At 66.4% G+C, this 26,651-nt stretch carries 23 protein-coding genes; 11 read left to right on the top strand and 12 right to left on the bottom strand.

What is annotated here, in order from left to right; translation table 11 throughout:
• Positions 1-115: 115 nt before the first annotated feature.
• The 3 genes from GV792_RS15885 to GV792_RS15875 all read left to right on the top strand — a co-directional run bounded on the left by GV792_RS15885 (position 116) and on the right by GV792_RS15875 (position 6,145).
• Positions 116-1,654 carry an alpha/beta hydrolase gene (locus tag GV792_RS15885; RefSeq protein ID WP_175584428.1) on the top strand — a complete coding sequence of 513 codons (1,539 nt, stop codon included), beginning with the start codon at positions 116-118 and terminating at the stop codon, positions 1,652-1,654.
• Positions 1,655-1,739: 85 nt separating this feature from the next.
• Positions 1,740-3,077 (top strand): type I glutamate--ammonia ligase, encoded by a 1,338-nt coding sequence (gene glnA, locus GV792_RS15880; RefSeq protein WP_163824892.1) that lies wholly within the window; start codon positions 1,740-1,742, stop codon positions 3,075-3,077.
• A 56-nt stretch (positions 3,078-3,133) separates the two neighbouring features.
• Complete coding sequence (locus tag GV792_RS15875; protein ID WP_163824891.1) at positions 3,134-6,145, top strand: bifunctional [glutamine synthetase] adenylyltransferase/[glutamine synthetase]-adenylyl-L-tyrosine phosphorylase; 3,012 nt, start codon at positions 3,134-3,136, stop codon at positions 6,143-6,145.
• 47 nt (positions 6,146-6,192) lie between these two features.
• Here GV792_RS15875 and GV792_RS15870 read toward each other — a convergent pair whose 3' ends face one another.
• Positions 6,193-6,480, bottom strand: a complete 288-nt coding sequence (locus GV792_RS15870; RefSeq protein WP_163824890.1) for a hypothetical protein — start codon at positions 6,478-6,480, stop codon at positions 6,193-6,195.
• Between the two features lie 152 nt (positions 6,481-6,632).
• On the opposite strand from GV792_RS15870, the gene GV792_RS15865 reads away from it, so the two are divergent.
• Positions 6,633-7,577 carry an endonuclease/exonuclease/phosphatase family protein gene (locus tag GV792_RS15865; RefSeq protein ID WP_256673826.1) on the top strand — a complete coding sequence of 315 codons (945 nt, stop codon included), beginning with the start codon at positions 6,633-6,635 and terminating at the stop codon, positions 7,575-7,577.
• A gap of 265 nt (positions 7,578-7,842) precedes the next feature.
• On the opposite strand, the gene GV792_RS15860 is transcribed toward GV792_RS15865, so the two are convergent.
• Both GV792_RS15860 and GV792_RS15855 read right to left on the bottom strand, forming a co-directional pair.
• Positions 7,843-8,028 (bottom strand): hypothetical protein, encoded by a 186-nt coding sequence (locus GV792_RS15860; RefSeq protein WP_163824889.1) that lies wholly within the window; start codon positions 8,026-8,028, stop codon positions 7,843-7,845.
• A gap of 70 nt (positions 8,029-8,098) precedes the next feature.
• Positions 8,099-8,284 (bottom strand): hypothetical protein, encoded by a 186-nt coding sequence (locus GV792_RS15855; protein ID WP_163824888.1) that lies wholly within the window; start codon positions 8,282-8,284, stop codon positions 8,099-8,101.
• Between the two features lie 390 nt (positions 8,285-8,674).
• On the opposite strand from GV792_RS15855, the gene GV792_RS15850 reads away from it, so the two are divergent.
• A complete protein-coding gene (locus GV792_RS15850) occupies positions 8,675-9,091 on the top strand; it encodes an NUDIX hydrolase (protein WP_309139116.1) in 417 nt (138 codons plus the stop codon).
• 59 nt (positions 9,092-9,150) lie between these two features.
• Here the strand turns inward: GV792_RS15850 and GV792_RS15845 are convergent, their stop codons facing one another.
• Together GV792_RS15845 and GV792_RS15840 are read right to left on the bottom strand one after the other, a co-directional pair.
• Positions 9,151-9,804, bottom strand: coding sequence for a hypothetical protein (locus GV792_RS15845; protein ID WP_163824886.1), 654 nt, complete (start codon positions 9,802-9,804; stop codon positions 9,151-9,153).
• A gap of 8 nt (positions 9,805-9,812) precedes the next feature.
• Positions 9,813-10,955 carry a radical SAM protein gene (locus tag GV792_RS15840; RefSeq protein ID WP_163824885.1) on the bottom strand — a complete coding sequence of 381 codons (1,143 nt, stop codon included), beginning with the start codon at positions 10,953-10,955 and terminating at the stop codon, positions 9,813-9,815.
• An 850-nt stretch (positions 10,956-11,805) separates the two neighbouring features.
• Between GV792_RS15840 and GV792_RS15835 the strand changes: the two genes are divergently transcribed.
• The 3 genes from GV792_RS15835 (at position 11,806) to GV792_RS15825 (ending at position 15,772) form a co-directional block, all read left to right on the top strand.
• On the top strand, positions 11,806-13,200 hold the full coding sequence (locus GV792_RS15835; protein ID WP_256670492.1) for an XRE family transcriptional regulator: 1,395 nt from the start codon (positions 11,806-11,808) through the stop codon (positions 13,198-13,200).
• Positions 13,201-13,265: 65 nt separating this feature from the next.
• Positions 13,266-14,081: a phosphotransferase enzyme family protein gene (locus GV792_RS15830; protein WP_163824884.1), complete on the top strand. Its 816-nt coding sequence runs from the start codon at positions 13,266-13,268 to the stop codon at positions 14,079-14,081.
• A gap of 251 nt (positions 14,082-14,332) precedes the next feature.
• Positions 14,333-15,772 (top strand): metallopeptidase, encoded by a 1,440-nt coding sequence (locus GV792_RS15825; protein WP_163824883.1) that lies wholly within the window; start codon positions 14,333-14,335, stop codon positions 15,770-15,772.
• 63 nt (positions 15,773-15,835) lie between these two features.
• Here the strand turns inward: GV792_RS15825 and GV792_RS15820 are convergent, their stop codons facing one another.
• The 3 genes from GV792_RS15820 to GV792_RS15810 are packed head-to-tail and all read right to left on the bottom strand — an operon-like array spanning position 15,836 to position 20,921.
• Complete coding sequence (locus GV792_RS15820; protein WP_163824882.1) at positions 15,836-17,743, bottom strand: alpha/beta hydrolase; 1,908 nt, start codon at positions 17,741-17,743, stop codon at positions 15,836-15,838.
• The gene (locus GV792_RS15815; RefSeq protein WP_256670493.1) at positions 17,740-19,278 is read right to left on the bottom strand and encodes a M20 family peptidase; all 1,539 of its coding nucleotides are present in this window, start codon (positions 19,276-19,278) and stop codon (positions 17,740-17,742) included. The genes GV792_RS15820 and GV792_RS15815 overlap by 4 nt, the downstream gene beginning before the upstream one ends.
• Positions 19,275-20,921, bottom strand: coding sequence for a CocE/NonD family hydrolase (locus tag GV792_RS15810; protein WP_163824881.1), 1,647 nt, complete (start codon positions 20,919-20,921; stop codon positions 19,275-19,277). Before GV792_RS15810 ends, GV792_RS15815 begins: the two co-directional genes overlap by 4 nt.
• 296 nt (positions 20,922-21,217) lie before the next feature.
• On the opposite strand from GV792_RS15810, the gene GV792_RS15805 reads away from it, so the two are divergent.
• Positions 21,218-21,952 carry a DUF4191 domain-containing protein gene (locus GV792_RS15805; protein WP_163824880.1) on the top strand — a complete coding sequence of 245 codons (735 nt, stop codon included), beginning with the start codon at positions 21,218-21,220 and terminating at the stop codon, positions 21,950-21,952.
• 92 nt (positions 21,953-22,044) lie between these two features.
• Here the strand turns inward: GV792_RS15805 and GV792_RS15800 are convergent, their stop codons facing one another.
• Positions 22,045-22,425: a YrdB family protein gene (locus tag GV792_RS15800; protein ID WP_309138570.1), complete on the bottom strand. Its 381-nt coding sequence runs from the start codon at positions 22,423-22,425 to the stop codon at positions 22,045-22,047.
• 52 nt (positions 22,426-22,477) lie between these two features.
• Positions 22,478-23,008: an RDD family protein gene (locus GV792_RS15795; protein WP_163824879.1), complete on the bottom strand. Its 531-nt coding sequence runs from the start codon at positions 23,006-23,008 to the stop codon at positions 22,478-22,480.
• 287 nt (positions 23,009-23,295) lie between these two features.
• On the opposite strand from GV792_RS15795, the gene glnA (GV792_RS15790) reads away from it, so the two are divergent.
• Complete coding sequence (glnA, locus tag GV792_RS15790) at positions 23,296-24,732, top strand: type I glutamate--ammonia ligase (protein WP_163824878.1); 1,437 nt, start codon at positions 23,296-23,298, stop codon at positions 24,730-24,732.
• 251 nt (positions 24,733-24,983) lie between these two features.
• Entirely contained in the window at positions 24,984-25,457 is a 474-nt protein-coding gene (locus tag GV792_RS15785) for a nitroreductase family deazaflavin-dependent oxidoreductase (RefSeq protein ID WP_163824877.1), read from the top strand.
• A 13-nt stretch (positions 25,458-25,470) separates the two neighbouring features.
• Here the strand turns inward: GV792_RS15785 and GV792_RS15780 are convergent, their stop codons facing one another.
• Together GV792_RS15780 and GV792_RS15775 are read right to left on the bottom strand one after the other, a co-directional pair.
• Positions 25,471-25,725, bottom strand: a complete 255-nt coding sequence (locus GV792_RS15780) for a hypothetical protein (RefSeq protein WP_163824876.1) — start codon at positions 25,723-25,725, stop codon at positions 25,471-25,473.
• A 329-nt stretch (positions 25,726-26,054) separates the two neighbouring features.
• Positions 26,055-26,627: a TetR/AcrR family transcriptional regulator gene (locus GV792_RS15775; protein WP_163824875.1), complete on the bottom strand. Its 573-nt coding sequence runs from the start codon at positions 26,625-26,627 to the stop codon at positions 26,055-26,057.
• Positions 26,628-26,651 lie beyond the last annotated feature (24 nt).

The following is a 26,651-nucleotide window of genomic DNA, read 5'->3' as shown; positions in this document are numbered from 1 at the left end:
CGCGATGCTGTGCGGTTGCGGGCGGCCCGCGCATGGCCGGAACGAACAGGGTGTGGGCACACCCGCGCACTCCGGTCTGATGGCGCCGCGCAGCCTGACCAGGGCCCCGACTAGCATGACGCCGGTGCGGAGTGGGCGTGGTGTGCTGGTGACGGTGCTGGCGGTGACGGCTTTGGCGGCCGGTTGCGCGGAGTCGCGGGAGGAACCCTCCGCAGCCCCGGCGCCCCCGGACGGCCTCGCGCAGTTCTACACCCAGACCCCGCAGTGGGGTAGCTGCGCCGATTTCACCGGGCCGAACGAGTCGCTGCCGCCCGCGGCCGAATGCACCCGCATCACCGTCCCCGTCGACTACGCCGACCCCGAGGGCGCCACCGCCCAGATCGCATTGTCGCGGGTCAAAGCCGAGGGCAAGGACCGCATCGGTTCCCTGCTGCTCAACCCGGGCGGGCCCGGCATGTCCGGGTTGTCCACCGTCACGGTGGGTGGCGGCACCGCGGTGGCCGAACGGTTCGACCGCGTCGGCTTCGATCCACGCGGCGTCGGTGCCTCCACGCCCTCGGTAACCTGCCTGACCCCGCAGGAGGCCGATGCCGAACGCGCCGAGCCACCACTGGTCAACACGCCGGAGGGAATCACCGCCGAGGAAGCCGATAACCGCGAGTACGCCGACGCCTGCGTCGAGCAGACCGGTAAGGAGTTCCTCGCCCACGTCGGTACCCGCGAAGTGGTGCAAGACATGGACGTCATCCGTGCGGTGCTCGGCGATCCCGAGCTCAGCTACCTCGGCTACTCCTACGGAACCCGCCTCGGCACGGCTTACGCCGAGAAGTTCCCCGGCAATGTGCGTGCGCTGGTCCTCGACGGTGCCATCGACCCCACCCAAGACCCGGTGGAGGAGTCGCTGCGCCAGGCCGAGGGCTTCCAGCAGGCTTTCGACGCCTATGCCGCCGACTGCGTGACCCGCGAAGAATGTCCACTGGGTAACGATCTGTCGACCGCGGTGAAGCGCTTTCGTGAGCTGGTCGATCCGCTGTGGGACACACCCGCCGCCACCACCGATGCCCGCGGCCTCAGCTACGGCGACGCCCTCACCGGCGTCCGGCAGACCCTCTACAGCGAGAGCTTCTGGCGCGTGCTGTCGCTCGGACTGGCCGAACTGAGCCAGGGCCGCGGGGACACGCTGCTCCAGCTCGCCGACCTGTACAACGGCCGCAACGAGGACGGCACCTACAACAACCTCAACGACGCCTTCAACGCGATCCGCTGCGTGGACGATCCACGCATCACCGACCCGGCCGTGGCGAGCAGGCAGGACACCGAATACCGCAAGGCCGCCCCGTTCATGGACGACGGCCGCGGTACCGGCGCGGCGCCGCTGGAGTTGTGCGCGAGCTGGCCGGTACCCAACACCAGTCAACCGCACGAGATCTCGGTGACCGGCCTGCCCAAGACAGTCGTGGTGTCAACCACCGGCGATCCGGCCACCCCCTACCAGGCCGGAGTCGACCTCGCCGAACAACTCGGCGCCGCGCTGATCACCTACGAAGGTGACAGCCACACGGTCGTGTTGAACGAAGGCTCGCCGTGCGTGGACAACGCGGTTGTCGCCTATCTGACCGAGTTGATCGAGCCGCAACCCGGGCTCAGGTGCTGACGCGCAGGTCGGCTCACATTGCGGGATACAAACCCCGTGTCGCTATGTAACACAGATTTAACGCCGGGTGCCTACAGTCGCGGTCATGGATCGCCAGAAGGAATTCGTGCTGCGGACGCTCGAAGAGCGGGACATCCGCTTCGTGCGGCTCTGGTTCACCGACGTCTTGGGCTACCTGAAGTCCGTGGCGATCGCCCCCGCCGAACTCGAAGGCGCCTTCGAGGAAGGTATCGGCTTCGACGGGTCGGCCATCGAGGGATTCGCCAGGATCTCCGAAGCCGATATGGTCGCAAGGCCCGATCCCTCGACCTTCCAGGTGCTGCCGTGGTCGACCAGTAAGGGCCATCAGCATTCCGCGCGCATGTTCTGCGACATCACCATGCCCGACGGCTCCCCGTCCTGGGCCGATCCGCGGCATGTGCTGCGGCGTCAGCTGAACAAGGCCGGTGACGTCGGCTTCAGCTGCTACGTGCACCCCGAGATCGAGTTCTTCCTGCTGAAGAACACCCCCGACGGCTCGGACCCGGTGCCCGCCGACAGCGGAGGCTTCTTCGACCAGGCCGTGCACGATTCCGCACCCAACTTCCGTCGCCACGCCATCGACGCGCTGGAGTCGATGGGCATCTCGGTGGAGTTCAGCCATCACGAGGGTGCGCCGGGTCAGCAGGAGATCGACCTGCGCTACGCGGATGCGCTGTCCATGGCCGACAACGTGATGACATTCCGCTACCTGATCAAGGAAGTGGCCATCGACGAAGGCGTGCGCGCCACCTTCATGCCCAAGCCGTTCGCCCAGTACCCGGGCTCGGCCATGCACACGCATATGAGCCTGTTCGAGGGCGAAGCGAACGCGTTCTCCGACCCAGATGACCCGAACAACCTCTCGTCCACCGCGCGGGCGTTCATCGCGGGCATCCTCGAACACGCCCCGGAGATCAGCGCGATCACGAACCAGTGGGTGAACTCCTACAAGCGCCTCATTCACGGCGGCGAGGCGCCCACCGCGGCCTCGTGGGGCCGGTCCAACCGGTCGGCGCTGGTACGTGTGCCGATGTACACGCCGAACAAGTCCTCCTCGCGGCGTGTCGAGATCCGCAGCCCAGACTCGGCCTGCAACCCGTACCTGACCTTCGCGGTGCTGCTGGCCGCGGGTCTGCGCGGTATCGAGAAGGGCTACACGCTCCCGCCGGAGGCCGAGGACGACGTTTGGTCGCTCACCGCCGCCGAACGCCGTGCCATGGGCTTCCGGGAGTTGCCAGGCACCCTGGACGAGGCATTGCAGGCGATGGAGCGGTCGGAACTGGTCGCCGAAACCTTGGGTGAGCACGTGTTCGACTTCTTCCTGCGCAACAAGCGCCGGGAGTGGGCCGACTACCGCAGCCAGGTGACGCCGTTCGAACTGAAGGAGTACCTCGGGTTGTGAGGTCACGGTGGGGTCGCGCCCACCATGACCATGGCCCGAGCATGTAATTTGAAAGCATGGTCCGGCCCCCGACTGCCCGCTCCGCTGTCCCCGGTGTCGGCCGTCTCGGATTGCTCGAGCCGACGGCCGCCGCCTCCCTCACCGAACTCGCATGGGACAACATCGATGGCATCCCGCTGCTGTGGGCGCTCTCGCGTGCACCCGACGCCGATCTGGCCCTGACCACGCTGATCCGGTTGCGTGAGGCGCTCGGATGCGAGTGGGCGCAACTGGATACGGCGTTGCGCACCGATACGGCATTGCGCGGCAGGTTGTTCGCGCTGGTCGGCTCGTCGACCGCGTTCGGCGACCATCTGGTGGCCGATCCTGGCGCGTGGAAGTCGCTGCGCCGCACCGACCTCCCGGACCGTGACGAGCTGGTCGCCGATCTGCTCGACGCCGTCGACGCGGTACCGGAGACGGGTCCGAACGCCGGGCCGATGCTGTATCGGGCGGGGGAGGCGGGGCCGGAAGTCGTTGCGCTGCTGCGGAAACGCTATCGAGATCAGCTGATGCTGCTTGCCGCCCAGGATCTCGCCGCGACGGTGGAGAACGAGCCGGTGCTGCCCTATCAGGTGGTCGGTCGTCACCTCACCGACCTCGCCGACGCGGCCCTGACCGCGGCGCTGTCGGTGGCCGTCGCCCGCGTGTGCCGTGACGAGCCTTGCCCGGTGCGGCTCGCGGTCATCGCCATGGGCAAATGCGGTGCGCGTGAACTCAACTACGTCAGCGATGTCGATATCGTGTTCGCCGCCGAACCCGCCGACTCCACCGCGGCCCGGCTCGCCGCCGAGATGATGAGCATCGGCAGCGCGGCGTTCTTCGAGGTCGATGCCGCGCTGCGTCCCGAGGGCAAGGCGGGTGCACTGGTTCGCACTCTCGAGTCCCATATCGCCTACTACAAGCGTTGGGCTCGCACATGGGAGTTCCAGGCGCTGCTCAAAGCTCGCCCGATGACCGGCGATATGCCTCTCGGCGACGAGTACCGCGCCGCGCTCATGCCGATGGTGTGGTCTGCCTCCGAACGTCCCGACTTCGTTCCCGATGTGCAGGCCATGCGCCGCCGCGTCGAGGATCTGGTGCCCGCCGACCTGCGCGAACGCGAACTGAAGCTGGGGCACGGTAGTCTGCGTGACGTCGAATTCGCGGTCCAGCTGCTGCAATTGGTGCACGGCAGGGTGGACGAGGCCCTGCACGTGCAGGGCACGGTGGAGGCATTGACGGCGTTGGCGGCCGAAGGCTACGTCGGCCGTGACGACGCCGCCAACCTCACCGCCTCCTACGAATTCCTGCGCCTGCTCGAACACCGGCTGCAATTGCAGCGGCTCAAACGCACCCACACCCTGCCGGCCGACGACGACGCCGACGGCTTGCGCTGGCTGGCCAGGGCCGCCCATATGCGCCCCGACGGCCGCCAGGACGCGGTGGGTGTGCTGCGCACCGAGATTCGCCGCAATACCGTCCGGGTGCGGCGCCTGCACGCCAAACTGTTCTACCGGCCGCTGCTGGAATCGGTTGCCCGCCTGGATTCGGACGCGCTGCGGCTGAGCCCCGATGCGGCCGTCCGTCAGCTCGCCGCACTCGGCTACGCCGCCCCCGAACACGCACTCGGTCACCTCCGTGCCCTGACCGGCGGGGTATCGCGCAAGGGCCGCATCCAGGCGCTGCTGCTGCCGACACTGCTGGAATGGCTGGGTGACACACCCAACCCGGATGCGGGGCTGCTCGCGTACCGGCGCGTTTCGGAGGGGTTGGTCGACCAGACCTGGTTCCTGCGTGAATTGCGTGATGAGGGTGCGGTCGCGCAGCGGTTGATGATCGTGCTCGGCTCCTCGGCGTACCTGCCGGACCTGCTGATCAACGCGCCGGAAACCATCCGCATGTACGCCGACGGACCCAGCGGGCCACTGTTGCTCGGACCGCAGCCCGAGGATGTCGCCCGCGGCATTCTCACCGCCGCCGCCCGCTACGACGATCCGAAACGCGCGGTCGCGGCGGCACGATCCCTGCGACGGCACGAACTGGCGCGCGTCGCCTCCGCCGACCTGCTCGGCCTGCTCGATGTGCCGCAGGTGTGCAGGGCCTTGTCCTCGGTGTGGGTCGCGGTGCTTGAAGCGTCGCTGCGCGCGGTGATTCGTGCCAGCGAGGCCGAACGCGGCGCGCCGGCGCCCGCCGATTTCGCCGTCATCGGCATGGGCAGGCTCGGCGGCATGGAACTGGGCTACGGTTCCGACGCCGACGTGCTGTTCGTCTGCGATCCGCGCCAAGGCGAAGACGAGACCAAGGCGGTCAAATGGGCCATCGGTATCGCCGAGCGGGTCCAGCGGCTACTCGGCGCACCGAGCACCGATCCGCCGCTTCAGGTCGACGCCGCCCTTCGCCCGGAAGGCCGCAACGGCGCGCTCGTTCGCACACTCGCCTCGTACGCCGCCTACTACGAGCAGTGGGCGCAGCCGTGGGAAGAGCAAGCGCTGCTGCGCGCCCATCAGGTGGCGGGCGATCAGGAGCTCGGTGTGCGGTTCCTGCACGTCATCGATAGGGTTCGCTATCCGGCGGGCGGGGTGTCGTCCGAATCGGTGCGCGAAATCCGCAGGATCAAAGCCCGCGTCGACTCCGAACGGCTACCACGCGGCGCCGACCCCGCCACCCACACCAAACTCGGCCGCGGCGGACTCGCCGATATCGAATGGACCGTGCAGCTCATGCAGCTACGCCACGCCCATGAGGTGCCCGAGCTGCACAACACCTCGACCCTGCAATCGCTGGACGTCATCGAGCAGAAAGCCCTGCTCGACTCCGAGGATGTCGACCTGCTGCGGCAGGCTTGGCTGATCGCGACGAAGGCGCGCAACGCCCTGGTCCAGGTGCGCGGCAAACCGAGCGATCAGCTGCCGGCGCCCGGGCCGCAACTGTCGGCCGTCGCGTACGCGGCCGGCTGGCGCAACGGTGACGGCGGGGAATTCCTCGACCACTACATGCGGATCACCCGGCGCGCGAAAGGTGTCGTGGAGCGGGTTTTCGGGGCCTGAACGAGCCTCGTGATCGGGGTTCGCCAGCGCGACGTCGAGCCGTACTACTACCGCGCGCTCGGCCCGGTGAGTTCCCGAAATCTGCTGACGAAATCGCCGAGCGCATGCCGGTCCTCGATATCGGGCGGGTGGTGCCCGCTGTCGGCGGTGACGGTGACCGTGGTGCCCGCGGTGATACCGAGGTCTTCCCAGCACAACGGCAGCAGCGGCGCGTGCACGGAATGGGCGTTGGCGGTGATGACGAGGGTGGAGGAGTAGCGGCCCGCCACGTCGTGCAGTGCTTCGGCGGTTTCGAGCGACAGTGCGCCCGGGGAATCGAATTCTTCGAAGTACACCGGCAATCGCCTCCTGTGGGGCCTCAGTCCAGGTCGTGTCTGCCAATATTGCCGGAACAACGCCACTCACATGGCCAGGCCCGTCCCGATTCTCACAGAATCCACACAAGTGATCCACGAATCGGTCACCGCCACCTTCTAAGGTCCCACACATGCGAATGTGGGTGAACCGGGCATTGCTCGGCACGGGGTGGGTTGCTCTCCTGGTGGGAGTCACGGGGCTCGCGCTGTATTTCAGCGGGTCGCAGCGGCGGACGATGGTGCTGTTGGCTTCCGGCGCGTCGCTGCTGATGGTCGGGACGATCGTGGCGCTGGTGCTGTTCGCCTTTGCCCGCGGCCGGCGCAGCATGATCGCCGCCGGGATCGCGGTAGCGGCCGCGCTGTGGACCCAGGTGCCGATCTTCGTCCCCGACGGCCACGCCGCCAGCGGGCCGGAACTGACCGTGATGCAATCGAATCTGCTGTTCGGCGGTGCGGATACCGGCGCGGTGGTCGACGCCGTGGCCGCCCAGAGCGTCGATGTGCTCACCCTGAACGAACTCACCTCAGCCGCCGTCGCCGGACTCACCGCCGCCGGAATCGACACCCTGCTCCCGTACCACTACCTCGAAGATTCCGAGGCCGGCGGCGTGGGCACCGGCATCTATAGTCGATACCCGTTGCGCGACAGCAAGAACTACGACGGATTCCTCCTCAACAACATCTCCGCCGTCATGAACCACCCCGACCGCGGCCCCATCGCCGTCTACGCTTTCCACCCGGTACCCCCACCCCTGGATTTCACCAGGTGGCAGCGCGAACTCCGCGCCATCCGCGACATCCTCGAACTGGAACAACGCCCGGCCATCGTCGGCGCCGACTTCAACGCCACCCGCGACCACACCGCCTTCCGCGACCTGCTCCGCGGACGCTTCGAAGCCGCCGCGGACCAAGCTGGGGCCGGCCCGCTACGCACCTACCCACAGGACCGGAAGTGGGGGCCCGTCATCGGGATCGATCACGTTCTGCTGGCCGATGCGACTGCGGACAAGGTTTGGACCATGGTCGTACCCGGCACGGACCACCGGGCGCTGCTGGCTCGAACCCGGTTGCATTGATCCGGGCTGATCCGCACCGGATCACCGCTACCACAATATTTTGAAGCCTGACGGGTTGGAGCGTTCGGTGCGCTTCGTCGTCAACTCCGAGGCGAGAGGGTAGAGCGGCAGCGGGTCCCACCAGCACCGCTCGCTCGAGTGCGTCGCGTACGCCCTCTGCGGTCGGACAACCTCACTTGCACCAACGGAACCGGCCCGGATCAACATGTCCCGCACGGTGTTTCCGTACAGTACATATGCGCCGAATTCGACCACGCAGGCCATCTCAGATACCCAGTTCCTGCCCAAGATCGGCGAGCTCATCGGCGGCCGCGCGACCGGATTCCACGAGAGTGCGTTGATAGGTGCGAAGGTCGTCGAATTGGGCACATCGGTGGGTTCGCAAGGCGTCGAGCCGGGACAACGTCGGCAGGTCTGGTGCGGGTGGGCTGGTATGGGTACGTTTAGGCAACGGAATTCCGGATCGACCTGGCCGGCGTCGTGGAATCTTGTCGGACATACAGACATTCGTGTTGTGCGGTTCAGTAGCCCATGCGCGGCCGGTCGGCTGGCACCAGTCGGTGGACGGCGACGAGGTGAGCTTTGGCTTGGTGCTTGATCGGGCAGATCGATATGGGGCAGTCGATATGGCATTGCATCACGTTGTGGGCGAGTTCGATCGTCATGATCTGGGCGCATTGGTGATCGGTGATGGGCAATCCGAACATTGTTGGTACCTCGAATCTTCCGGTATCGAGCGGCGTAAGGGTCCGGATGGGATTGGTGGCGGCGGAACATGCGCGGCCGCTATGAGGATGCGTTCAGTTGACTGGACCGGGTGGCCGCTTCTGGCCATGCCTTGCGCATTGCTGTTGCTGCGCGGTGTATGAGTTCCTGGGAAATGGGTTCGAGCGGAGTTCGTGGCGGGGGATAGCGGCGCTGGGGCTCGGCTCGACGTTGGGGCAAGTCCGGCATGTTCTCTCCAATTGTTCTGCGGGGCGGTATGCGTCGAACGCATAGGTATCTGGGGGTATCGGGCCTACGGTCTTGATCGCGTTGCTCATGGTGGGCGCGCACGGATGAGATTGGGGTTGGTGATGAGCGCGGAAAGGCACAGGGTGATCGGGGATGTCCACCTGCTACTCACCGATAGCGACGGGCGTGTGCTGTTGGGCCGACGGGCGAACACCGGCTACGAGGACGGCGTCTATCACCTTCCGTCGGGGCACCTCGAATCAGGCGAATCGGTGGTCGATGCGTTGACGCGGGAGGCGAAAGAGGAGATCGGGGTGACTATCGAAGCTTCCGATATCGACTTCGCGCACGTCATGCACAATTCGTCTTCGGGCGGTCGGGTGGCGTTCTTCTTCAGGGTTGTCCGGTGGCAGGGTGAGCCGTTGAACATGGAGCCCGACAAGTGTGATGACCTCGACTGGTTTGCGCTTGATGCGCTCCCGGACCGGATGATCCCTTACTGCCGTGAGGCTCTGGGGCACATCACAGTTGGGTGTAAATTCTCCCTGTTCGGCTGGTAGTGGCGTGGCCGCGGGGCGATACCGCCTCTCTCGGTAGCACCCCGCGGCCGGTTCCTCGCTCAGATGACGTTCCAGTCGGTGAGCGAGGTGACCAGCGCGTCGAACCTTTCCCGCGTCATGCGCTTGCGGTAGGCGTCGTCGGGGGTTTCTTTCGCGGCGCCGTATTGCCACCATGCCTGTCCGGTCGCGCTGTCCATCACTAGGAATCGGTCCGCCATCGCTGGGCCGCGTAGGACGATCGACACCGTGCCAGGTTCGGCGACGACCGCGTGTATTGCGCTGTGATGCAGGGTATAGCTGGTGCCCACCTGTTCTTGGCGTACATGCATCGCGTGCAGGGTCGTCGGGTCCAGGTCGGTGTGGAGGTCCACGGGACTGTAGATCCGGTGGCGGTACTCGCCGCGCAAAATCCGGCTGGAATAGGTCCAGCGATGGTTGTGTGGTCGATCGTGATACCCGGGACCGAAGATATGGAGCCGGACGCGGATCGCTGTCTCCTGGTCGTCGAAAAGGACGAGCTTGTCGAGAATGTCGTAGTGCTCGCAGAGCGACATCAGCCGTGGGTCTTCACGAACGGCCGCAATCCCACGCCGCAACAGGTACCTGCTGCTGGCTATCTGGTCGAATGCCTTCCGGGTCGCTGAGTCGACGGCCTCTGTCTCGTTCCAGTCCACGCTGCGCAGCGGGTCGATCAGGGTCTCGATGGTGAGCATTGAGTCTCCTATTCGGGTTTGGCGCTCGACTTCCACAGTCGGCAGACGGGAACGATGTCGGGGTACTCCGCGCAGGAGCTGGCGCCCATGACGATCTCTTCGGCGGGGCAGCCGCCGAAGCAGGCGGAGGTGCCGCATCCGTGGCAGTCGTTGTCGATCAGCGGAAGGGTGAACAGGTCGAATTCGTTCGCTGCGGTTTCCCGGTTGAGTACGACCTGGTTGCCCTGCATACGTGCGAGGTACATGTCGGTGTCGAACAGGTACGAGCACACGTAGGCCCGGCCGTCCGGGAAGATGCTGATCCGATCCAACGTCCGGCCGATGCATCCCTGATAGCCCTCCGCTGTGTAGCGGTTCATTTGGTCGCGGCGTGCGTACGTGGGCTGGAACCAGACCCTGGTCCTGTGCTCGGGCGCGACCTGCTCGAGGCGGTTGCAGAAGACGACCCACTCGTGCGGTGTCATTGCCATGCCTTGGTTGCCGTGGCCGGTTCCGATCGTGCTGAACACGTGGAACTTCACCAGTGATGCACCGATCTCATCGGCGATCGTGAGGAGGTTCAGCACGTCGACCTCGTTGGCCTTGTTGACCGTGCAAATGATGCGGGTGTCGAAGCCGCGGGCACACAGTTCGGCGCTGGTCTCCATCGCGATATCGAAGGTGTCCGCCCCGCGGACGGTGTCGTGGGTTGCCGCGCTTCCACCGTCAAGACTAACCTGCACGTAGGCGAAGTCGGACGGCTCGAGTTGCGCGAGCTTGCGTCGGGCGGGTTTCTGGGCGTTCGTGGTGGTGATGACGTGGCTGTAACCGATCTTGCTCGCCGCCCTGATGGAATGGACGTAGAACGGGTGCAGCGTGGGCTCGCCGCCGAGGATGGTCAGCTTGTCGCCACCCATCTTCCGCCACACTGTGAGGGTGTCGATGATCTGCCTGGGTGTCATCTTCAGTGCCCGTTCCAGCCGCTCGCCCATGTAGCAGTGTTCGCACCGAAGCTGGCACGCTTCGGTGATGTAGAGGTAGACATTGCGGAAGCGGCCGTAGGGAACACGATCGATGTGATTGGGTTCGGGCACCGCGAAGCCGCGCGGCATGCGGGCATGTCCGTACTTGTCGGGCTGGATTGTCGGCTCGGGAAGCGGAACGGTGGTCATGCGGTGTGGCTCCTGCTGGTCAGCATCGGCTCGAGCAGTTGCGCCATGGCGGATGGCGCTGCGTCGGCCTCGAGAGTGGTTACGGGATATCCGGCGCGAGCGAACGTTTCGCGTATCGCCTCGGTTGCGCACTCGTGCCGGCGGGTCCGCACGGCGAACAGAGAAGGTGCGTCTCCCCGCCTCGGGTGAAGGAGGCTGCCGCACCGTCCGCATCTCCACGGGTTCGACACTGCGGCAACGGCGGGAATCCGCGGATCGGCGATCGGGTCCTTCTCGCAGCGGTGGCAGACGCGACGCCCTCGGGCTCGGCTTTTCCGGATTCGTTCATCGAGAACCAACTCGACCGGCTCTAGCGCACACTGTGGCGCAACTTCGGCGAGAGTGTCGATCAGCATCTCTGCCTGCTGGCTGGTGCCGGGGAAGTTGTCCAGCAAGACCGTGTGAATGCGGCGATGCCTGGCCGCCGATTTGATGTATGCGCGTAGTGCGCGCTCGACAACGCTGTCATCGAGCCAGCCGAGTCGGTCGGACGCCGACGCCGTGGCCGCAAGGATGTCGACCGGCACGTGCTCGCGCAGTCGGAAAACCTGCCGCCGCCGATGCGCTCCGAGCGCGAGTGTGAGCGTGGTCTTGCCGACCGCTGGTGGCCCGAGGATGGGCACCACGATTGATAACGACATACCGCCCCTTCCAGATGTGCTTCCCGGACGTGACGACCATCGCTTCTCGACGGCGTAGACGGCTACGCGCGAAATACATAGCGGCCATACGTCAGACGCATATTCGCTGCGCCGCAGGGTGATAGCGTCATCTGATCCAATTGGACTGCGACATCGTGGGAGCGGGGAGGATGACGCGCACGACCGAGGAGCGCCGTTGCGCTCGTTGCGGCGGCCACCTCAGCCGCTACAACCCTGGTGCGTGGTGCGGCGTGTGCACAACGACGTCCGTCGACGAACCAGTCGAGATGCCGGCCAACTTCTGGCGGAGTGAGCACATGCTCGCCGCGCTGTCGAGCTGGCACATGGGGCGGGTCATCTACGCGTACCGCACCCACCCCGTTCATGGTCGACCGATACCGCAAGAGCGAGTGGCGAATTGGCTCGACCTCACCCAAGCGCAGTTGAGTCGAATCGAGAAAGGCCCAGCTCCTGAGCATTTGACCAAGTTGATCAAGTGGGCGACGACCCTGCACATTCCCGGCGAACTGCTGTGGTTCAAGCTACCGGTCGGGTCTACGCTCGACGAAGTGAACCGCAACGAATTTCTGCGAGCCGCGGCGGCCGCCGCGGCGACAGCAGTCGCCGCGCCTCACGGTCTCCTCCAACTGCTGAACGACACTCGATTGACCGACATTCCGACGCGAGTTGGTGCAGTCGAAATCGAGCAGCTACGAGCCGCCTCGAACCTCTTCGCAAGCTGGGACGCGCTGTACGGCGGCGGACTGGTTCGCGACGTAGTCGCCGCCCAGTTGCGGGTCGCCGTCTCCTACCTGCGAGCTGGATGCGCACCGAAACACCGCAACGACCTGTACCTCGCCGTGGGATCACTCAGCCACACCGCAGGCTTCATGGCGTTCGACGCCTGCGCCCACAGCGACGCCACAGAGATGTTCAATTTGGCCTTGACATGCGCCGAGGAGGCCGACGCCTGGCACCTGCGGGCGAAGGTTCTGTCCTCGCTGGCGCGGCAGGCGATCTGGACCGGCAAACCCAAGGATGGGCTGCGTCTCGCCGACAAGGCGTTCCTGCACTCGGACCGGCTCACCGCCACCGAACGCGCGATGCTGCACACCGCACAAGCCCGCGCCCACGGCAAGATCGGCGACGTGGCGGCAGTTGTCGCCGCCGTCGGGCGCGCCGATGAGCAATTCGCTCATTCCGTGCCTGCCGAGGATCCCACATGGATGGCCTACTACGACGCTGCCCAGCACGCCGGCGACACGGGACACGCTCTGTTCGACATCGCGATACACGGAAAATTCGGCGGCGAGGCGCGCAAACGACTAGAAGCTGCCGCCGCCGGCCACACCCCTGACGCCGAACGCTCCCGCACCATCTCGATGATCAAACTCGCCTCCCTCACGATGACAACCGGTGATCCCAACGAAGCAGCCGCAATCGGCACTGTCGCCGTCGCGCGCGCAACCGGCCTCAAATCAATGCGCGCTGCTGAGGACGTCCACGAACTCAGCTCCTTCGCACGGCGTGCAGGCGTCGATCTCGCCCCGGCAGTAGGCGAGTGAGCAGCGAGACCCTTGACCTCATCGCCCGCGCCGCGTGCGCGGCCGTAGGTCTGGGAGCAAGGGGTATGACGGCGATCAAGGTGGCGGAGAACGCCATCTACCGACTCCCGCAGCCAGGGGTCGTCGTGCGAATCGCGAAGGCGGGGCAGCGCGCCGCCGCTGAGCGCGAGCTCACGATCGCTGACTGGCTGCGCGCCTCCCGCGTGCCTGCCGTCGAACCAGCTGACCTGCCAACAACCTTCGTCATGGTCGGTGATCGGCCGGTGACCTTCTGGAAGGAGCTACCCGCACACCGTAGCGGTACCGCCACAGAAATCGCGGTCGCCCTTCAGAGACTACACGCGCTCGAACCACCACCCTTCCTCGCCGAAGTGGACCCATTCGTCAGACTCGAGCAACGGATCGACGCCGCAGCCACGCTGTCTGCCGATGACCGCCGATGGCTACAGCAGCACCTCGCCGCCTTGCAAACTCAGTGGGCGCACCTGCCAGGAGGGTTGCCCTGGTCACCGATCCACGGTGACGCATGGGAAGGCAATGTTGTGACGACCAACGATGGCACGACGCTGTTCCTCGACCTGGAACGCACATCCATCGGCCCACCAGAGTGGGATCTGACCTCCACAGCAATTAAGCACAGCTCGTTCGGCTGGATCACCGGCGAACGATACGCAGAATTCGTGCACGCGTACGGTTTCGACGTCGCCACATGGACGGGGTTTCCATTGCTCCGAGATATCCGTGAGATGCGGATGACGTGCATGGCCGCACAGGCCGCATCGCAACACCCCGGCCGCGCGAAACAGGCACAACTACGCGTCGATTCCTTACGTGGACGCAGTGGTCCACGCCCGTGGGCCGGTTGGGAAGCCATCCCGTGACGGCACAACGCCACACCAGTCCAGAAGGCCCGAGGTGTACAGCCGCGTGCCGGGCGGCCGGGAATGCAAAGGCTGCGGTGTGAGCCCCACCGCGCCGACCCGCCCACCACCGGCCACGAATTTCTTCCGCTGCGATGCGTTTCCACGGCTCGGAGCGATTACCATGTGATCGCTCGGGCGGTAGGCGCATGCGGCGCAGGTCCGGGCCCGGACAGGTTTTCCGGTCCGGTCGACCTTGGGGAGGCATTCAAGTGATAAGGAACAAGCGGCTGCGCTTTGCCGCCGCCATCGTGGCGTCTGCCGCGCTGGTGCTCACCGGCTGTTCGGAATCGGCCGAAGCGGCGCAGTCGGGTCCGGGGCAGGAGAATCCGTGGCAGATCGCGGGTGCGACATCGAGCACCGGGCCGAGCGGACCACGTGATGACGCTCCGGACGCGCCGATCCAGGCCGAGAACGGTGACGGCGGGCCGATGGACCAGCTCGCCCTCAACGCGGTCTATGACGTCCAGGAATTCTGGAAGACCGAGTACAGCAAGACCTTTCCCGGCACTTTCACACCGGTCGACGAGCTGATCTCCTGGGATGCGCTGGCGCCGAAGTCGGAGGCGGTCGATTTCTGCACGGTCGACACCTATCAGATGGTCAACGCCGCCTACTGCAGCACCGACCATTCGATCGGCTGGGACCGCGGTGTGCTGCTGCCCGAACTTGTCAAGGAGTTCGGCGACATGTCTGTGGTGATGGTGCTCGCCCACGAGTACGGCCACGCCCTCCAGGGCCAGGCCAAGATCTCCGACCGCCGCACCCCCGGCCTGGTCCGGGAACAGCAGGCCGACTGCCTCGCCGGTGTGTATCTGCGCTACGTCGCCGAGGGCAGTTCCAAGTACTTCACGATGAACACCACCGACGGTCTCAACGGCGTGCTCGGTGCGACCGTCGCGGTGCGCGACCGTGATCCGGACGACCCGGACAACGTGCACGGTTCGGCGTTCGAGCGGGTGACCGCGGTGCAGATGGGCTACACCACCGGTGCGGAAGCCTGCAAGGCCATCAATGAGGACGAGATCGAACAGCGCCGTGCGGGTCTGCCGATCACCTTCGAGGACGACAACGGTGATCGTCAGCTGCCTGTCGATCAGGAATCGCTGGTCAGTGTCGCCAATGCCGCCGCGAAGGTGCTGCCCGCCGAGTCGGCCCCGCAGTACGACTATTCGGGTGTGGCGTCGAGCTGCTCCGGCGTGACCGTCACCGAGCCGGTGTCCTACTGCCCGGACAGCAATGCCATCGGCGCCGACATTTCGGGACTCGCCGAACGCGCTGGGCCGCTGGAGGATGAGGACAAGCCGTTGTCGGCGATCGTCAGCGGTGACTACAACGCCTACGTCGTCTTCATCTCCCGCTACACCCTCGCCGTCCAGAAGGCGCGGGGGCTGTCGCTGGAGGGCGCCGAGACCGCCGGTCTGCGGACCTCCTGCCTGTCCGGTGCGGTGACCACCGAACTGAGCAAGCCGGGCAACGAGGTCCAGCTGTCGGCCGGTGACCTGGACGAGGCCATCTCCGGCCTGCTGTCGGACGGCCTGGCCGCCAGCGACGTCAACGGCAAGACCGTGGAGAGCGGCTACCTGCGGCTCGAGGCCTTCCGTCTCGGCGTGTTGCAGGGTGAGGCTGCCTGCGCGAACAAGTACAACTGACGCAGTCCGAATAACAGAGGCGCCGAGGTCGATTGATCGACCTCGGCGCCTTCGCGCTATTGCCTACGCCTTGCTCAGGTGTGCTTCCAGCCAGTCCACCACATCGGTGAGCACTCGATCCTGCTCGGGCTCGTTGAAGATCTCGTGGTACAGCCCGTCATAGCGCCGCACGGTGAGATCCGAAGTGCCCGCCCCCTTCTCGATCAAGTCGGTGCTCGACGGTGCGGCGATGGTGTCGGCGGTGCCGTGCATGGCCAGCGTCGGCACCGTCAGCTTGTGCAGGCGACCCTTGACCGCGACCGACGCGTTCAGGATCTCGGTGGCGGTGCGGGCCGGGAGCTTGCCGCGGAACACGAGCGGATCGCTGTCGTAGGCGGCGACGACCTCGGGGTCCCGGCTGATATCGGAGGAATCCAGCATCAGTACACCGAGATTCGGCGTCAATCGGGTGAGCACCGGCGCCAGCAGCCGCTGGATCGGATTGCCCGCCGGAATATCCAGCGGCGGCGCCGACACCACGACCCCGTCCACCTCGATCGGCGCCCGTGTGGCCAGGAACAGCACGATCAAGCTGCCCATCGAATGCCCGAGCACAAACGCGGGCACGTCTGGGAAGTCCCGCCGCGCCAATGCGAGCAATGTCGCGACATTATCGGCCGCCGCATCCATCGACCCGATATTCGCGCGACTACCACCGGACGTCCCATGCCCCGGATGATCCAGCGCGTACACCGCGAACCCGGCACCCGCCAGCCGCCGCCCGACATGCTCATAGCGCCCGGCATGCTCGGCAACACCGTGTACCAGCACGATCACACCACGCACATCGCTGTCGGGAAGCCACGTGCGCCAGTCGATGCGGGCGCCGTGCCCGATGAAGGAACCGGTGTTGGGATGAGCAGCGTCACCGGTAGACGATGCCGCGTCTGCCTCGGCGCCGGGCTGGTCCTCGGCCGCGTCACCGTCGGCAGCCGCCGCCTGTGAGTCATCGTCCGAGCGCTGCGCAGCGGCGGAGCCGGTTCCGCTCGTAGCGTCTGGACCGAATTCGTCTGCGGTGATGGCCGATTCTGCGCTGGTCGAATCCGTCTGCGGTGCCGTAGCTGCGGTTGCGGAGCCGGTGGTTTCCGGTTCGGTGGTGGAACTGTGCGCCGCAGTGCTGCCCGAGCTCGTTGATCCGGCGGTGGAGTCCGTACCGCTCGCTGCCTCGGCAACGGTGTCCGACTCGGAATCGGCCCCAGCGGTGGCCGTGGCTTCGGTCGGCGCCTTCGCAGTTGATTTCTTTGCGGCGGTTGTTTTGGCCGCTACCTTTGCCGCCGGCTTCTTCTTAGCCGGAGCGCTATTGGTGGCGCGAGTGGCCTTGGCCGCCTTCTTGGGAGCGGCGTCCGCAGGGCTGTCGGTGGCGCTGTCGGCTACCACGTCGACGGCTGGATCCGTCGATGTCCCGTCATCGCTTGCTGCGGTGGTTGCGGCTTTGGCCGCCGCCGGCTTCTGTGCGGCAGCGGTGGAGGCGGTGCTTTTCGCGGGGCGTTCTGCTCGCTTCGCTGGCTTCTTGGCAGGGGCGCCTACGTCATCGCCTGTGGCCGGGTTGGCGGCCTTCTCGTCGGCGGTCGTGTCCGCAGCGGAGTTGTCCACCGTCGCGTCAGAGCCCGGTGCGACGGTGCGTTTCGCCGGTGCTTTCGCCGTCGATTTCTTTGCGGCGGCCGATTTCTTGGCGGCGGCGGACGTCGACCGTGCGCCGTTGCCGGTACTCGGTGCTTTCGCGGCCGCCGTCTTCTTGGCAGCGGTCCTGGTGGACGACTTCGACTTCGTGGCGGAAGCGCCGTCGACCGAGTTTGCTGCCGCACTCGGTGCGGCGGTGGGCTCGGTGTTGGTCTCGGGGGTCGCTGCGGGCGCACTGCCCGAGGCGGACGGCGCGTCGGAATCTGTTGTGCTGGAGGCGGAGTGCTTGTCCGGCTCGGCGGCTTCGGTCATTGTGCGATTCCTCGGGTGGGGCTTGGCTGCGGGTGAACGAGCTGGTCGATCAGTCGCCGGTTGAATTCGATGAGGCGAGCGTAGTTGACGCGGGAAATCCGTTCATCGGTTCCGTGGATGCGCTCGAGGTCGGTCTGGTCGAAGACGACCGGGGCGAAGTTGCATCGCGTACCCGCCAGATCGTCGTAGTGGCGGGAGTCGGTGGCGCCGGGGACGATGCCGGTCGTCACGACGATGCCGGGAACCACATCGGTGGCCAGGCGGGCGATCCGGTCGAAGGCCGGGCCGGGCGCGGCCACCTGTGACGGTTCCGATGACATGCCCACCAGCTCGATCTGCACGCCGTCGTCGCGCACGGCGCGACGGCAGTGTTCCAGCACGACCTCCACGGAATCACCGGGCAAGATCCGGAAGTTGACCAGGGCCTCGGCGTGCTGCGGCAGCACATTCGCCTTCACCCCGCCGCGGATGACGGTCGGTGCGGTCGTGGTCCGCACCATCGCCTCGGTCTGCGGCCTTGCCGCCAGCACCCGCGTGATCACCGGCCCCGCGACCCCGGTCAGCCCGAGCAGTGTGCGCCTGGTCGCGGGCATGGCCTGACGCAGCCGGCCGAGCATATCGACGATCACCGGCGTCAACCGCAGCGGCATCGGCCGATCCTGGAGCCGCCCGACCGCCCGCGCGATCCGGCCGACCGCCGTCTGCCGACCGGGCATCGACGAATGCCCGCCGACATCCGACACCGACAACCGAACGGTCGCATACCCCTTCTCGCCCAGCATGATCGAGGCCACCGGCCGGTCGACACCATCGGCGACACCCTCGGTGATCACGCCGCCCTCGTCGAGCAACAGTTCGGCGCGCACACCACGGTCGCGCAGCATCTGCGCCATGCGCACCGCGCCATCGTCGCCGAAGACCTCTTCATCGTGCCCGAATGCCAGATACACCGTCTGCGCAGGCCGCACGCCCGCGTTCAGCGCGGCTTCGACCGCCTCCAGGATGGCCATCACCCGGCTCTTGTCGTCGATCGCCCCGCGCCCCCAGATGAACTCCTCGTCGACCACCCCCGCGAACGGCGGATGCGTCCAATGCGGCTGATCATCGGCCGGAACCACATCCTGATGCGCCAACAGAATCGCCGCCGTCCGCGACGGATCGGCACCGCGCCAGGTGTAGAGCCTGCTGTGCCCGAAGATCTCGAGCTCGAGCTCGGCGTGCACACGGGGGAACGACCGCTCGAGGTGTACGGCCAGCAGTGTGAACGCCGCGTCGTCGGTGTCGGCGGGGTCCTCCCGTGACACGGTGGCACACCGCAATGCCGCCGCGAGGCGCTCCGCGGTCGCGTCGTCGACCCCACCGAGTCGATCGCCCGCCGGCTCTACGTGCCCCGCGGGCTTCGCAGCCGCAGCACTGTCAGCTGCCGTGTCGTCCGGCGCTTCACCGGATTCGCGCTGTTCAGCGGCATGCGGCGGGTCGATGGGCGAACCGATCGGGGGACCGGCGTCGGGTCCGTTGCGGGCACCTTCGGTCATCGGGTGGTGGCAGTGGGCAGGTTCATGGGCACCACTGCATTGTTCACCACCCCGGCGTCGAGGGTGCGGGTCTTCTTGCGGTGCCACTTCGGGATGGCCTCGCCGATGCCTCCGGGGAGGTCGGCGGTGCGGGGTTCGGTGAGGATCGGGACCTCGAGGCGGGCGGCGGTGACGGTGACGTCCGCGAACGCGGGGGAATGCGACCACACATCGTCCACGACGTCGGTGATACGTACGCCGAGCCGGTGACCGGCCGTGATCGGCCAGTCCTGGGCCAGCATCCGGATCTGCGCGGTCTCGCTCACCGGCGCGATACCGCGCGTGATGACGACGGCGCGGTTGTCCGGACCGATGTCGAACAGCTCCACGGCCACTGTCGCCGTCGGCGGACCGGTCAGCGACAGCGTCGCCGACGGAATTCCCGACAGATGCACCTCGCGCGCGAACGGTTCGGTCACCGACCAGATTTCCCGATCCGGCCCTGGCAACAGCCCACGATCGGTGTAGCGACCGGTGCGCAGCTCGACCGGCACCCGCACGGTGTCGGCGGCAGGCCATTGCGTTTCACCGCGCCACCGCCCGTCGAACTGTCCGACGGTGATCCGCGGTCCCGGTATCCGCACATCGCGCCCGGCCACATGCTTATCGAAGAATGCCAGCAGTTCGCTGTCGAAATGCGGGGTCGCGCACTTCTCGTGGCAGGTCTGGTGACCCCACTGCCCGAACCAGGCCTTGTGGTCACCCGGGCCGAGGTTGTTCCAGAGTTCGAGCGAGCGGTAGGCGCGAGTGTTGTAGTCGAGGAAGCCCTGTCCGAGGAACAGCGGCGTTGTGTTGCCCGCCAGCTTCGCGACCAGGTCGCGGTCACGCCAGAACGCGGTGTCGCCGTTGTGGTCGGTGATCTGTTCGAGGTAGCGGGCATAACACTGCATAGGCAGTTGCAGGGCGTTGGCCTGGTACTCGGGGGAGTCGGCCGGGTGCGGAGGGGTGGATGCGATCAACACATGTTCGAAACCCGCGAGGTCGGACGGGCGCACACCGTCCTCGGTGACCGGCTTACCGGAGAACTTCCACGACACCCCCTGCATGTAGAGGTAGGTGTACGGGTCGACCACCGGCTCGAACGCGGCCACCGCGGCCAGCCCTTTCGGCTTGGTCGCCAGCCCCATCAGCCCGGTCCATGCCTCGTACGAAGTCCCCCACATGCCGACTTTGCCGGTCGACCACGGTTGGCTCGCCGCCCATTCCACCGCGGCCGACACATCCGCGCGCTCACCCGGCCCGCCGAAATCCGGGCAGCCCGACGAGCCGCCGAATCCCCGCAGATCCACGATCACGTAGGTGTATCCGGCGTTCAGGAACAGCTCCACCGTCAGGTTCTCCACCGACGGCCCGCCCTCGATGCGCGGTTCGCTCAGATATGCCGAATGCGCGCGATATGGGCTGACCGTGAGGATCACCGGAGTGCGGACGTCGTCGGCCAGACCTGCCGGGCGCAAGATGTCGGCATGCAGCCGGGTGCCGTCGGGTGCGTCGATGTATGCCTCACGCCATTGGTGCGGCACCTGCGGCCCGGCGTTCGCGGTGAGCGGGACACCGGCGGTCACCACGACCAGCACGCCGACCACGAGCAAGAGTGCACGCATCACAACAGGTCGACCACGCACCGCTCGATTACCTCCGCATCCGTTCCAGCGCACGCGCGGGCCGGCGACGGACTACGTCGGCAGCGCACCTAAGAATTATCGGGTTGCCGGACAAACGTCCAGCCCATGGAACCGGGGGTGCGTCTGCGACTCCGCGCCTCCGACTCCGTTCGCTTTGCCAACCGGACCGCGCGAGCGAGCCAAGGGTGTGCGCTCGGTGGCGACCGTGACAGCTGCCCCGAGCCCTGGTCGTCCCGTGGCGGGAACGGTTACCCGCGGGCACTATCCTGAGAGGCATGCCAGCAGGTAAGCCCACCAAGGAAGCGAAGGCCGCGGCGAAAGCGGCCCGCAAACAGCAGTCGAAGGAGCGTCGCCAGCAGCTGTGGCAGGCGTTCCAGATGCAGCGCAAGGAAGACAAGCTGCTGTTGCCGCTGATGATCGGCGCGGTGGTCGGCATCACCGTCGTGTTCTTCCTGATCGGGCTGATCTTCGGCCTGCAGTGGTTCCTGCTGCCGCTCGGCATTCTGCTGGGTGTGCTGGTCGCGTTCATCATCTTCGGTCGCCGCGTGCAGCGCTCGGTGTACAGCAAGGCCGAAGGCCAGGCCGGCGCCGCGGCCTGGGTGCTGGACAACCTGCAGGGTAAATGGCGGGTCAGCAACGGTGTCGCCGCCACCACACAGCTCGATGCCGTGCACCGCGTCGTCGGCCTGCCCGGCGTCATCTTCGTCGCCGAGGGTTCTCCGCAGCGGTTGAAGGCGCTGCTGGCGCAGGAGAAGAAGCGCACCGCCCGGCTCGTCGGCGATACCCCTATCTACGACGTCATCATCGGCAACGAGGAAGGCCAGGTTCCGCTCAAGGAACTGCAGCGCTACCTCACCAAGCTGCCCCGCAATATCGACACCAAGCGCATCGACCTCATCGAAGGTCGTCTCGCCGCGCTCAGCTCGCGCACCGGCCCGGCACTGCCGAAGGGCCCGATGCCCGCAGGCGCCAAGATGCGCGGCGTGCAGCGCACCATTCGCCGCCGCTGAGTTCAGCCGCATCGTCTGGCACGGGCCGGCGTCCTCTGGGACGCCGGCCCGTTGTCATGCGGGGATCGGAACGGGCAATCGGTCCGTTGGACTTACCGAGTACCTCCGGAACTGATCAGCCAGTGGATCCGGTCGTAGGCGACGGCGTGATAGGCGACCAGGATCGCGGCGAACGCCAGTGCCCACCGAGGGAGGTCGGCGGCCCAGAGCGCTAGGGCCCCGCCGAACAGCACCACCATCTCCACCAGCAGCCGCACTCGGCCGTCGACCGGGATCGGGGCGTTTCCGCTGCGGCTCGGATCGTCCGGCACCGCGAAGGTGCCCCATAGCGTGGCCCCGGCGATCGGCAAGATCACGACCAGCGCGTATTTCCATGGCGAATCGAACGCCCGCCAGCCGAGCACTCCGAAAGCGGTGAGGGCGGCGAGCTCGAGGATGAGCCGGACGGCGAGCATGGCCGGATTCAGTGACACGGCGGCAGCATATTGCGCGCCGGCAGATCTGCCTGCCCGGGAGTGGGGAGAATCAGCGCGAGCGAACCACCGCGGTTCCGGTCGCCCGGTCGTGCATACCGCGACCGTCGGCGTCGGTGAACAGCGCGGGCACCACGAAGATGAGCAGCAGCTGGCGGCCGAGCGCGCGCACGAATCCCACCCGGACCGGCTCGTCGACGCGGATGACCCGCAACCGCAGGAAATACTGACCCGGCGTGAACCCGAACAGCGTCACCGCCAGAATGCCGACGACCACCCAGACCATCCACGTCGGCGTGCTCAACGCGCTCACCACGGCCTCGAAGTTGGTCGGCGGCTGTTTGCCTGCCGGAAGATCCAGATCGGCGATGATCTGCTGCGGGTTCGGCCGCACGATCAGGGCCGCGATGCCCATCGCGATCACCCAGTCCACCATCAGGGCGGCGATGCGGCGGCCCATGCCGACCAGCGAGCCAGCACCCGAACGCGGCAGCCCGATGTGTTCGCCGCGGAACTCGGGAGTTGCCGGTTCATCCGGATCCGCCGTCGGTCCGGAAAGCCAGGATCCGGTGATACGTGCCATGGCTCCCAGAATAGGCAGCTGCCTCGCCTTCGCTCGGCCCGGTGCTCCTGTGTGTGCGGGAGACCACCGTCGACCGCATAACCGGTGCTCACGCCGTCGGCCCAGGTCACGGATGGCAGAATGGCGCTACTGCCCGAGGATGGGTGGCATATGCCACCCGTTCGGGCGCACGTGTAACACTGGCGAAACACAACCTTGACTGCCGGGAAACACCGCGTCCATACCGTCTGGTCGCGACGCCCATGCAATCGACACTGGCCTGGGAAACTATCCGTAAGGAGAACTAAGTGACGTTCAGCACGGCCGACGAGGTCATCAAATACATCGCCGACAAGGACGTCGAATACGTCGACATCCGCTTCAGCGATCTGCCCGGTGTTCAGCAGCACTTCTCCATCCCGGCGCAGGCGTTCACCGCCGACCTGGCCGAGGAAGGGCTGGCCTTCGACGGCTCCTCCGTGCGTGGTTTCCAGTCGATCGACGAGTCGGACATGCTGCTGCTGCCCGACTACAGCACCGCGCAGCTGGACCCGTTCCGCGCGGCCAAGACGCTGAACCTGAACTTCTTCGTGCACGACCCGTTCACCCGCGAGGCCTACTCCCGCGACCCGCGCAACATCGCGCGTAAGGCGGAGGAGTACCTGCGTTCGACCGGTATCGCCGACACCGCGTACTTCGGCGCCGAGGCGGAGTTCTACATCTTCGACTCGATCCGCTACGACTCGGCCATGAACGGTGCGTTCTACGAGATCGAGTCGGTCTCCGGTTCGTGGAACACCGGCGCCGAGTTCAACCCGGACGGCACCCTCAACCGCGGCTACAAGGTCCGCAACAAGGGCGGTTACTTCCCGGTCGCGCCGTACGACCACTACGTGGACCTGCGCGACAAGATCTCGACCAACCTGCAGCAGGCCGGTTTCGAACTCGAGCGCGGCCACCACGAGGTCGGCACCGCCGGCCAGGCCGAGATCAACTACAAGTTCAACACCCTGCTCTCGGCGGCCGACGACCTGCAGCTGTTCAAGTACATCGTCAAGAACACCGCGTGGCAGGAAGGCAAGACCGTCACCTTCATGCCGAAGCCGCTCTTCGGTGACAACGGCTCGGGCATGCACGTGCACCAGTCGCTGTGGAAGGACGGTAAGCCGCTGTTCCACGACGAGTCCGGTTACGGCGGTCTGTCGGATCTGGCCCGCCACTACATCGGCGGCATCCTGCACCACGCGCCGTCGCTGCTGGCGTTCACCAATCCGACCGTGAACTCCTACCACCGTCTGGTTCCGGGCTACGAGGCCCCGATCAACCTGGTGTACTCGCAGCGCAACCGCTCCGCCGCGGTCCGCATCCCGGTCACCGGCAACAACCCGAAGGCCAAGCGCATCGAGTTCCGCGCGCCGGACTCCTCGGGTAACCCGTACCTGGCCTTCGCCGCCATGATGATGGCAGGCCTGGACGGCATCAAGCGCAAGATCGAGCCGATGGCCCCGGTCGACAAAGACCTCTACGAGCTCCCGCCGGAGGAGGCCAAGAACATCCCGCAGGCCCCCACCAGCCTGTCCGCGGTGATCGACCGCCTCGAGCAGGATCACGACTACCTCACCGAAGGCAACGTCTTCACCGAGGACCTGATCGAGACCTGGATCAACATCAAGCGCGAGCAGGAAATCGCCCCGGTGAACCTGCGCCCGCACCCGTACGAGTTCGAACTCTACTTCGACGTGTAAATCGAAGTAAGGCAAGACGTTTCGAGCCCTTCCGCACTTCGGTGCGGGAGGGCTCGTCCCGTTCGTGCCGAACCATGTGCCGACCGGTCGTCGAGAATGGTGTCCGGGCTGCTGCCGGTGAGAACATGTGGCCGGACCGATCAGGAATCGAGAAGCACCGGTGGGTACGCCCTGGCTAACGTGATAGCCAGAACGCGTCGAGCGCTGAACGCTCGGCTGCGCAGACCAGGAAACCAACTGGGAGGTCAGGTATGGCAGGCGAGCAGGGAAGCGATCGCGCGGAGCGCAAGCCCGGAACGCCCGGGGCGTTCTCGCGGTGGATGCAGCGGAAGATGAATGCCAGGACCAATCGCCGCATGCGCCGCAAACGCAGCGGCAAGGTCATGGGGATGGATGTGCTGATCCTGCACACGGTCGGCCGCCGGACCGGGGAGCAGCGGGAATCCCCGATCGCATGGTTCGATGACGGTGACGACGCGAAGCTGGTCGTCGCCTCGGGCGGCGGGACCCTGAACCCGGATTGGTATGTCAACCTCATGGCTCATCCCGACAAGGCGTCGATGGAGCTGCCGGGCCACGACGCCGTGCCGGTGACTCCGCAGCGTCTCGAGGGCGACGACCGCGAGCAGGCGTGGAAACGCATCGTCGCCGACCAGCCCCGCCTGGGGAAGTACCAGGCCAAATCCAAGCGGATCTATCCGGTGGTCCGACTCACTGTGCGGTAGCCGCGCCGGTCGGTCAGTCCGCTTCGCCTTCGCACCAGTCGTCGAAGGCGTCGAACGCATCCTTCGCCTGCGGAGGCACCATATCCTCGATCCGGTCCTCGATCGGATCCCACACACCCGCACACCACGCCGGCGCCGGCGGCAACATCTTCATGTACTGCGTCAACGGCGACTCCGGCTCCGGCGGCTGCGCCCCCGCACCCCCCATCCCCGCCAACGTCATCCCCGCGGCGATGCCGACCGCCGCAATCATCCGATGAACACTCATGACATCCTCCTGACGCGTCGTCTGACGTCGACGGCGATGGTGTCGCCGTCTCGAGGACCGCGTACCCCGCTATTCCGCAGTTACGCGGCGCGGACGACGACTTGTTCCCGGGTGGCCAGGTGGTCGGGACGAGGCATCCGAGGCGCCACCCTCGCCATCCTGCGCCGCCCACCCTGGCCGGACTCGTCACACCACCGGTCTGATCGGGGATGTCGGTCCCATCTGCGGGAGTGACTCCTCCGGAATCGATGAATTGTCGACACCACCTTGCATTCGTATCGGATGGTGTTCGAAGACAACGGAATACGACGGGGTCCATCGACGCCGTCTCACCCCCTGTCGGCCTCCCTGAGGTGATCGCCGAGACCCGACATACAGAGCTTCTCGAACCGCCCCCAAGCGGTCGCAGGTGGTGTCGGAGCCTTCGTATCGATCACCGATCCGAGTAGCCCGATCAATCCCCACGACAGAAACGCGACCGTATCGGCGACCTCGCCGTCGTCCATCTCGAGTCGCCCATCGAGCTGTTCGGTGACGATGCTGGTGACCGACTGCTGGTACGCCCGCAGCACGGTCGCGCTGCTCTTCGGTCCGATCAGGGGCCGGTAGACGTCCGGGTAGTCGGCGGCGAGATGGAACATCACCCGCAGCGGTCCCAGCGGTGAACCGCGGGTCCCGCGCACCCGGTCGATTTCCCGGCGCAGGAATTCGGTGCAGCTCACTACCAGCAGGTCGTCCTTATCGCGATAGTGCGCGTAGAAGGTGGAGCGGCCGACGTCGGCGCGGTCGATGACGTCGGTGACTGTCACGCGCTCATACCCGCGTTCGATCATCAACTCGATCAGCGCGCGATGCAGCAGGTCCCGGGTCCTGCGCACCCGGCGATCGGCGGATTCGCTCATGCTGGCTCTCTCGTCGGCGGACAG

Source organism: Nocardia cyriacigeorgica (genome assembly GCF_010868145.1).
In the GTDB taxonomy this organism is placed as follows: domain Bacteria; phylum Actinomycetota; class Actinomycetes; order Mycobacteriales; family Mycobacteriaceae; genus Nocardia; species Nocardia cyriacigeorgica_D.
This window is presented reverse-complemented; position numbering and strand designations above follow the sequence as displayed.

Bases quoted from the DNA above. Each gene is read 5' to 3' on its own strand.
- GV792_RS15780 (WP_163824876.1), bottom strand. From the start codon at position 25,725: ATGAGTGTTCATCGGATGATTGCGGCGGTCGGCATCGCCGCGGGGATG.
- GV792_RS15865 (WP_256673826.1), top strand. From the start codon at position 6,633: ATGCGAATGTGGGTGAACCGGGCATTGCTCGGCACGGGGTGGGTTGCT.
- GV792_RS15815 (WP_256670493.1), bottom strand. From the start codon at position 19,278: ATGACCGAAGGTGCCCGCAACGGACCCGACGCCGGTCCCCCGATCGGT.
- GV792_RS15805 (WP_163824880.1), top strand. From the start codon at position 21,218: ATGCCAGCAGGTAAGCCCACCAAGGAAGCGAAGGCCGCGGCGAAAGCG.
- GV792_RS15885 (WP_175584428.1), top strand. From the start codon at position 116: ATGACGCCGGTGCGGAGTGGGCGTGGTGTGCTGGTGACGGTGCTGGCG.
- GV792_RS15855 (WP_163824888.1), bottom strand. From the start codon at position 8,284: ATGTTCGGATTGCCCATCACCGATCACCAATGCGCCCAGATCATGACG.
- GV792_RS15840 (WP_163824885.1), bottom strand. From the start codon at position 10,955: ATGACCACCGTTCCGCTTCCCGAGCCGACAATCCAGCCCGACAAGTAC.
- GV792_RS15820 (WP_163824882.1), bottom strand. From the start codon at position 17,743: ATGACCGAAGCCGCCGAGCCGGACAAGCACTCCGCCTCCAGCACAACA.
- GV792_RS15775 (WP_163824875.1), bottom strand. From the start codon at position 26,627: ATGAGCGAATCCGCCGATCGCCGGGTGCGCAGGACCCGGGACCTGCTG.
- GV792_RS15830 (WP_163824884.1), top strand. From the start codon at position 13,266: ATGACGGCGATCAAGGTGGCGGAGAACGCCATCTACCGACTCCCGCAG.
- GV792_RS15845 (WP_163824886.1), bottom strand. From the start codon at position 9,804: ATGCTCACCATCGAGACCCTGATCGACCCGCTGCGCAGCGTGGACTGG.
- GV792_RS15785 (WP_163824877.1), top strand. From the start codon at position 24,984: ATGGCAGGCGAGCAGGGAAGCGATCGCGCGGAGCGCAAGCCCGGAACG.
- GV792_RS15810 (WP_163824881.1), bottom strand. From the start codon at position 20,921: ATGCGTGCACTCTTGCTCGTGGTCGGCGTGCTGGTCGTGGTGACCGCC.
- GV792_RS15835 (WP_256670492.1), top strand. From the start codon at position 11,806: ATGACGCGCACGACCGAGGAGCGCCGTTGCGCTCGTTGCGGCGGCCAC.
- GV792_RS15795 (WP_163824879.1), bottom strand. From the start codon at position 23,008: ATGGCACGTATCACCGGATCCTGGCTTTCCGGACCGACGGCGGATCCG.
- glnA (WP_163824892.1), top strand. From the start codon at position 1,740: ATGGATCGCCAGAAGGAATTCGTGCTGCGGACGCTCGAAGAGCGGGAC.
- GV792_RS15875 (WP_163824891.1), top strand. From the start codon at position 3,134: ATGGTCCGGCCCCCGACTGCCCGCTCCGCTGTCCCCGGTGTCGGCCGT.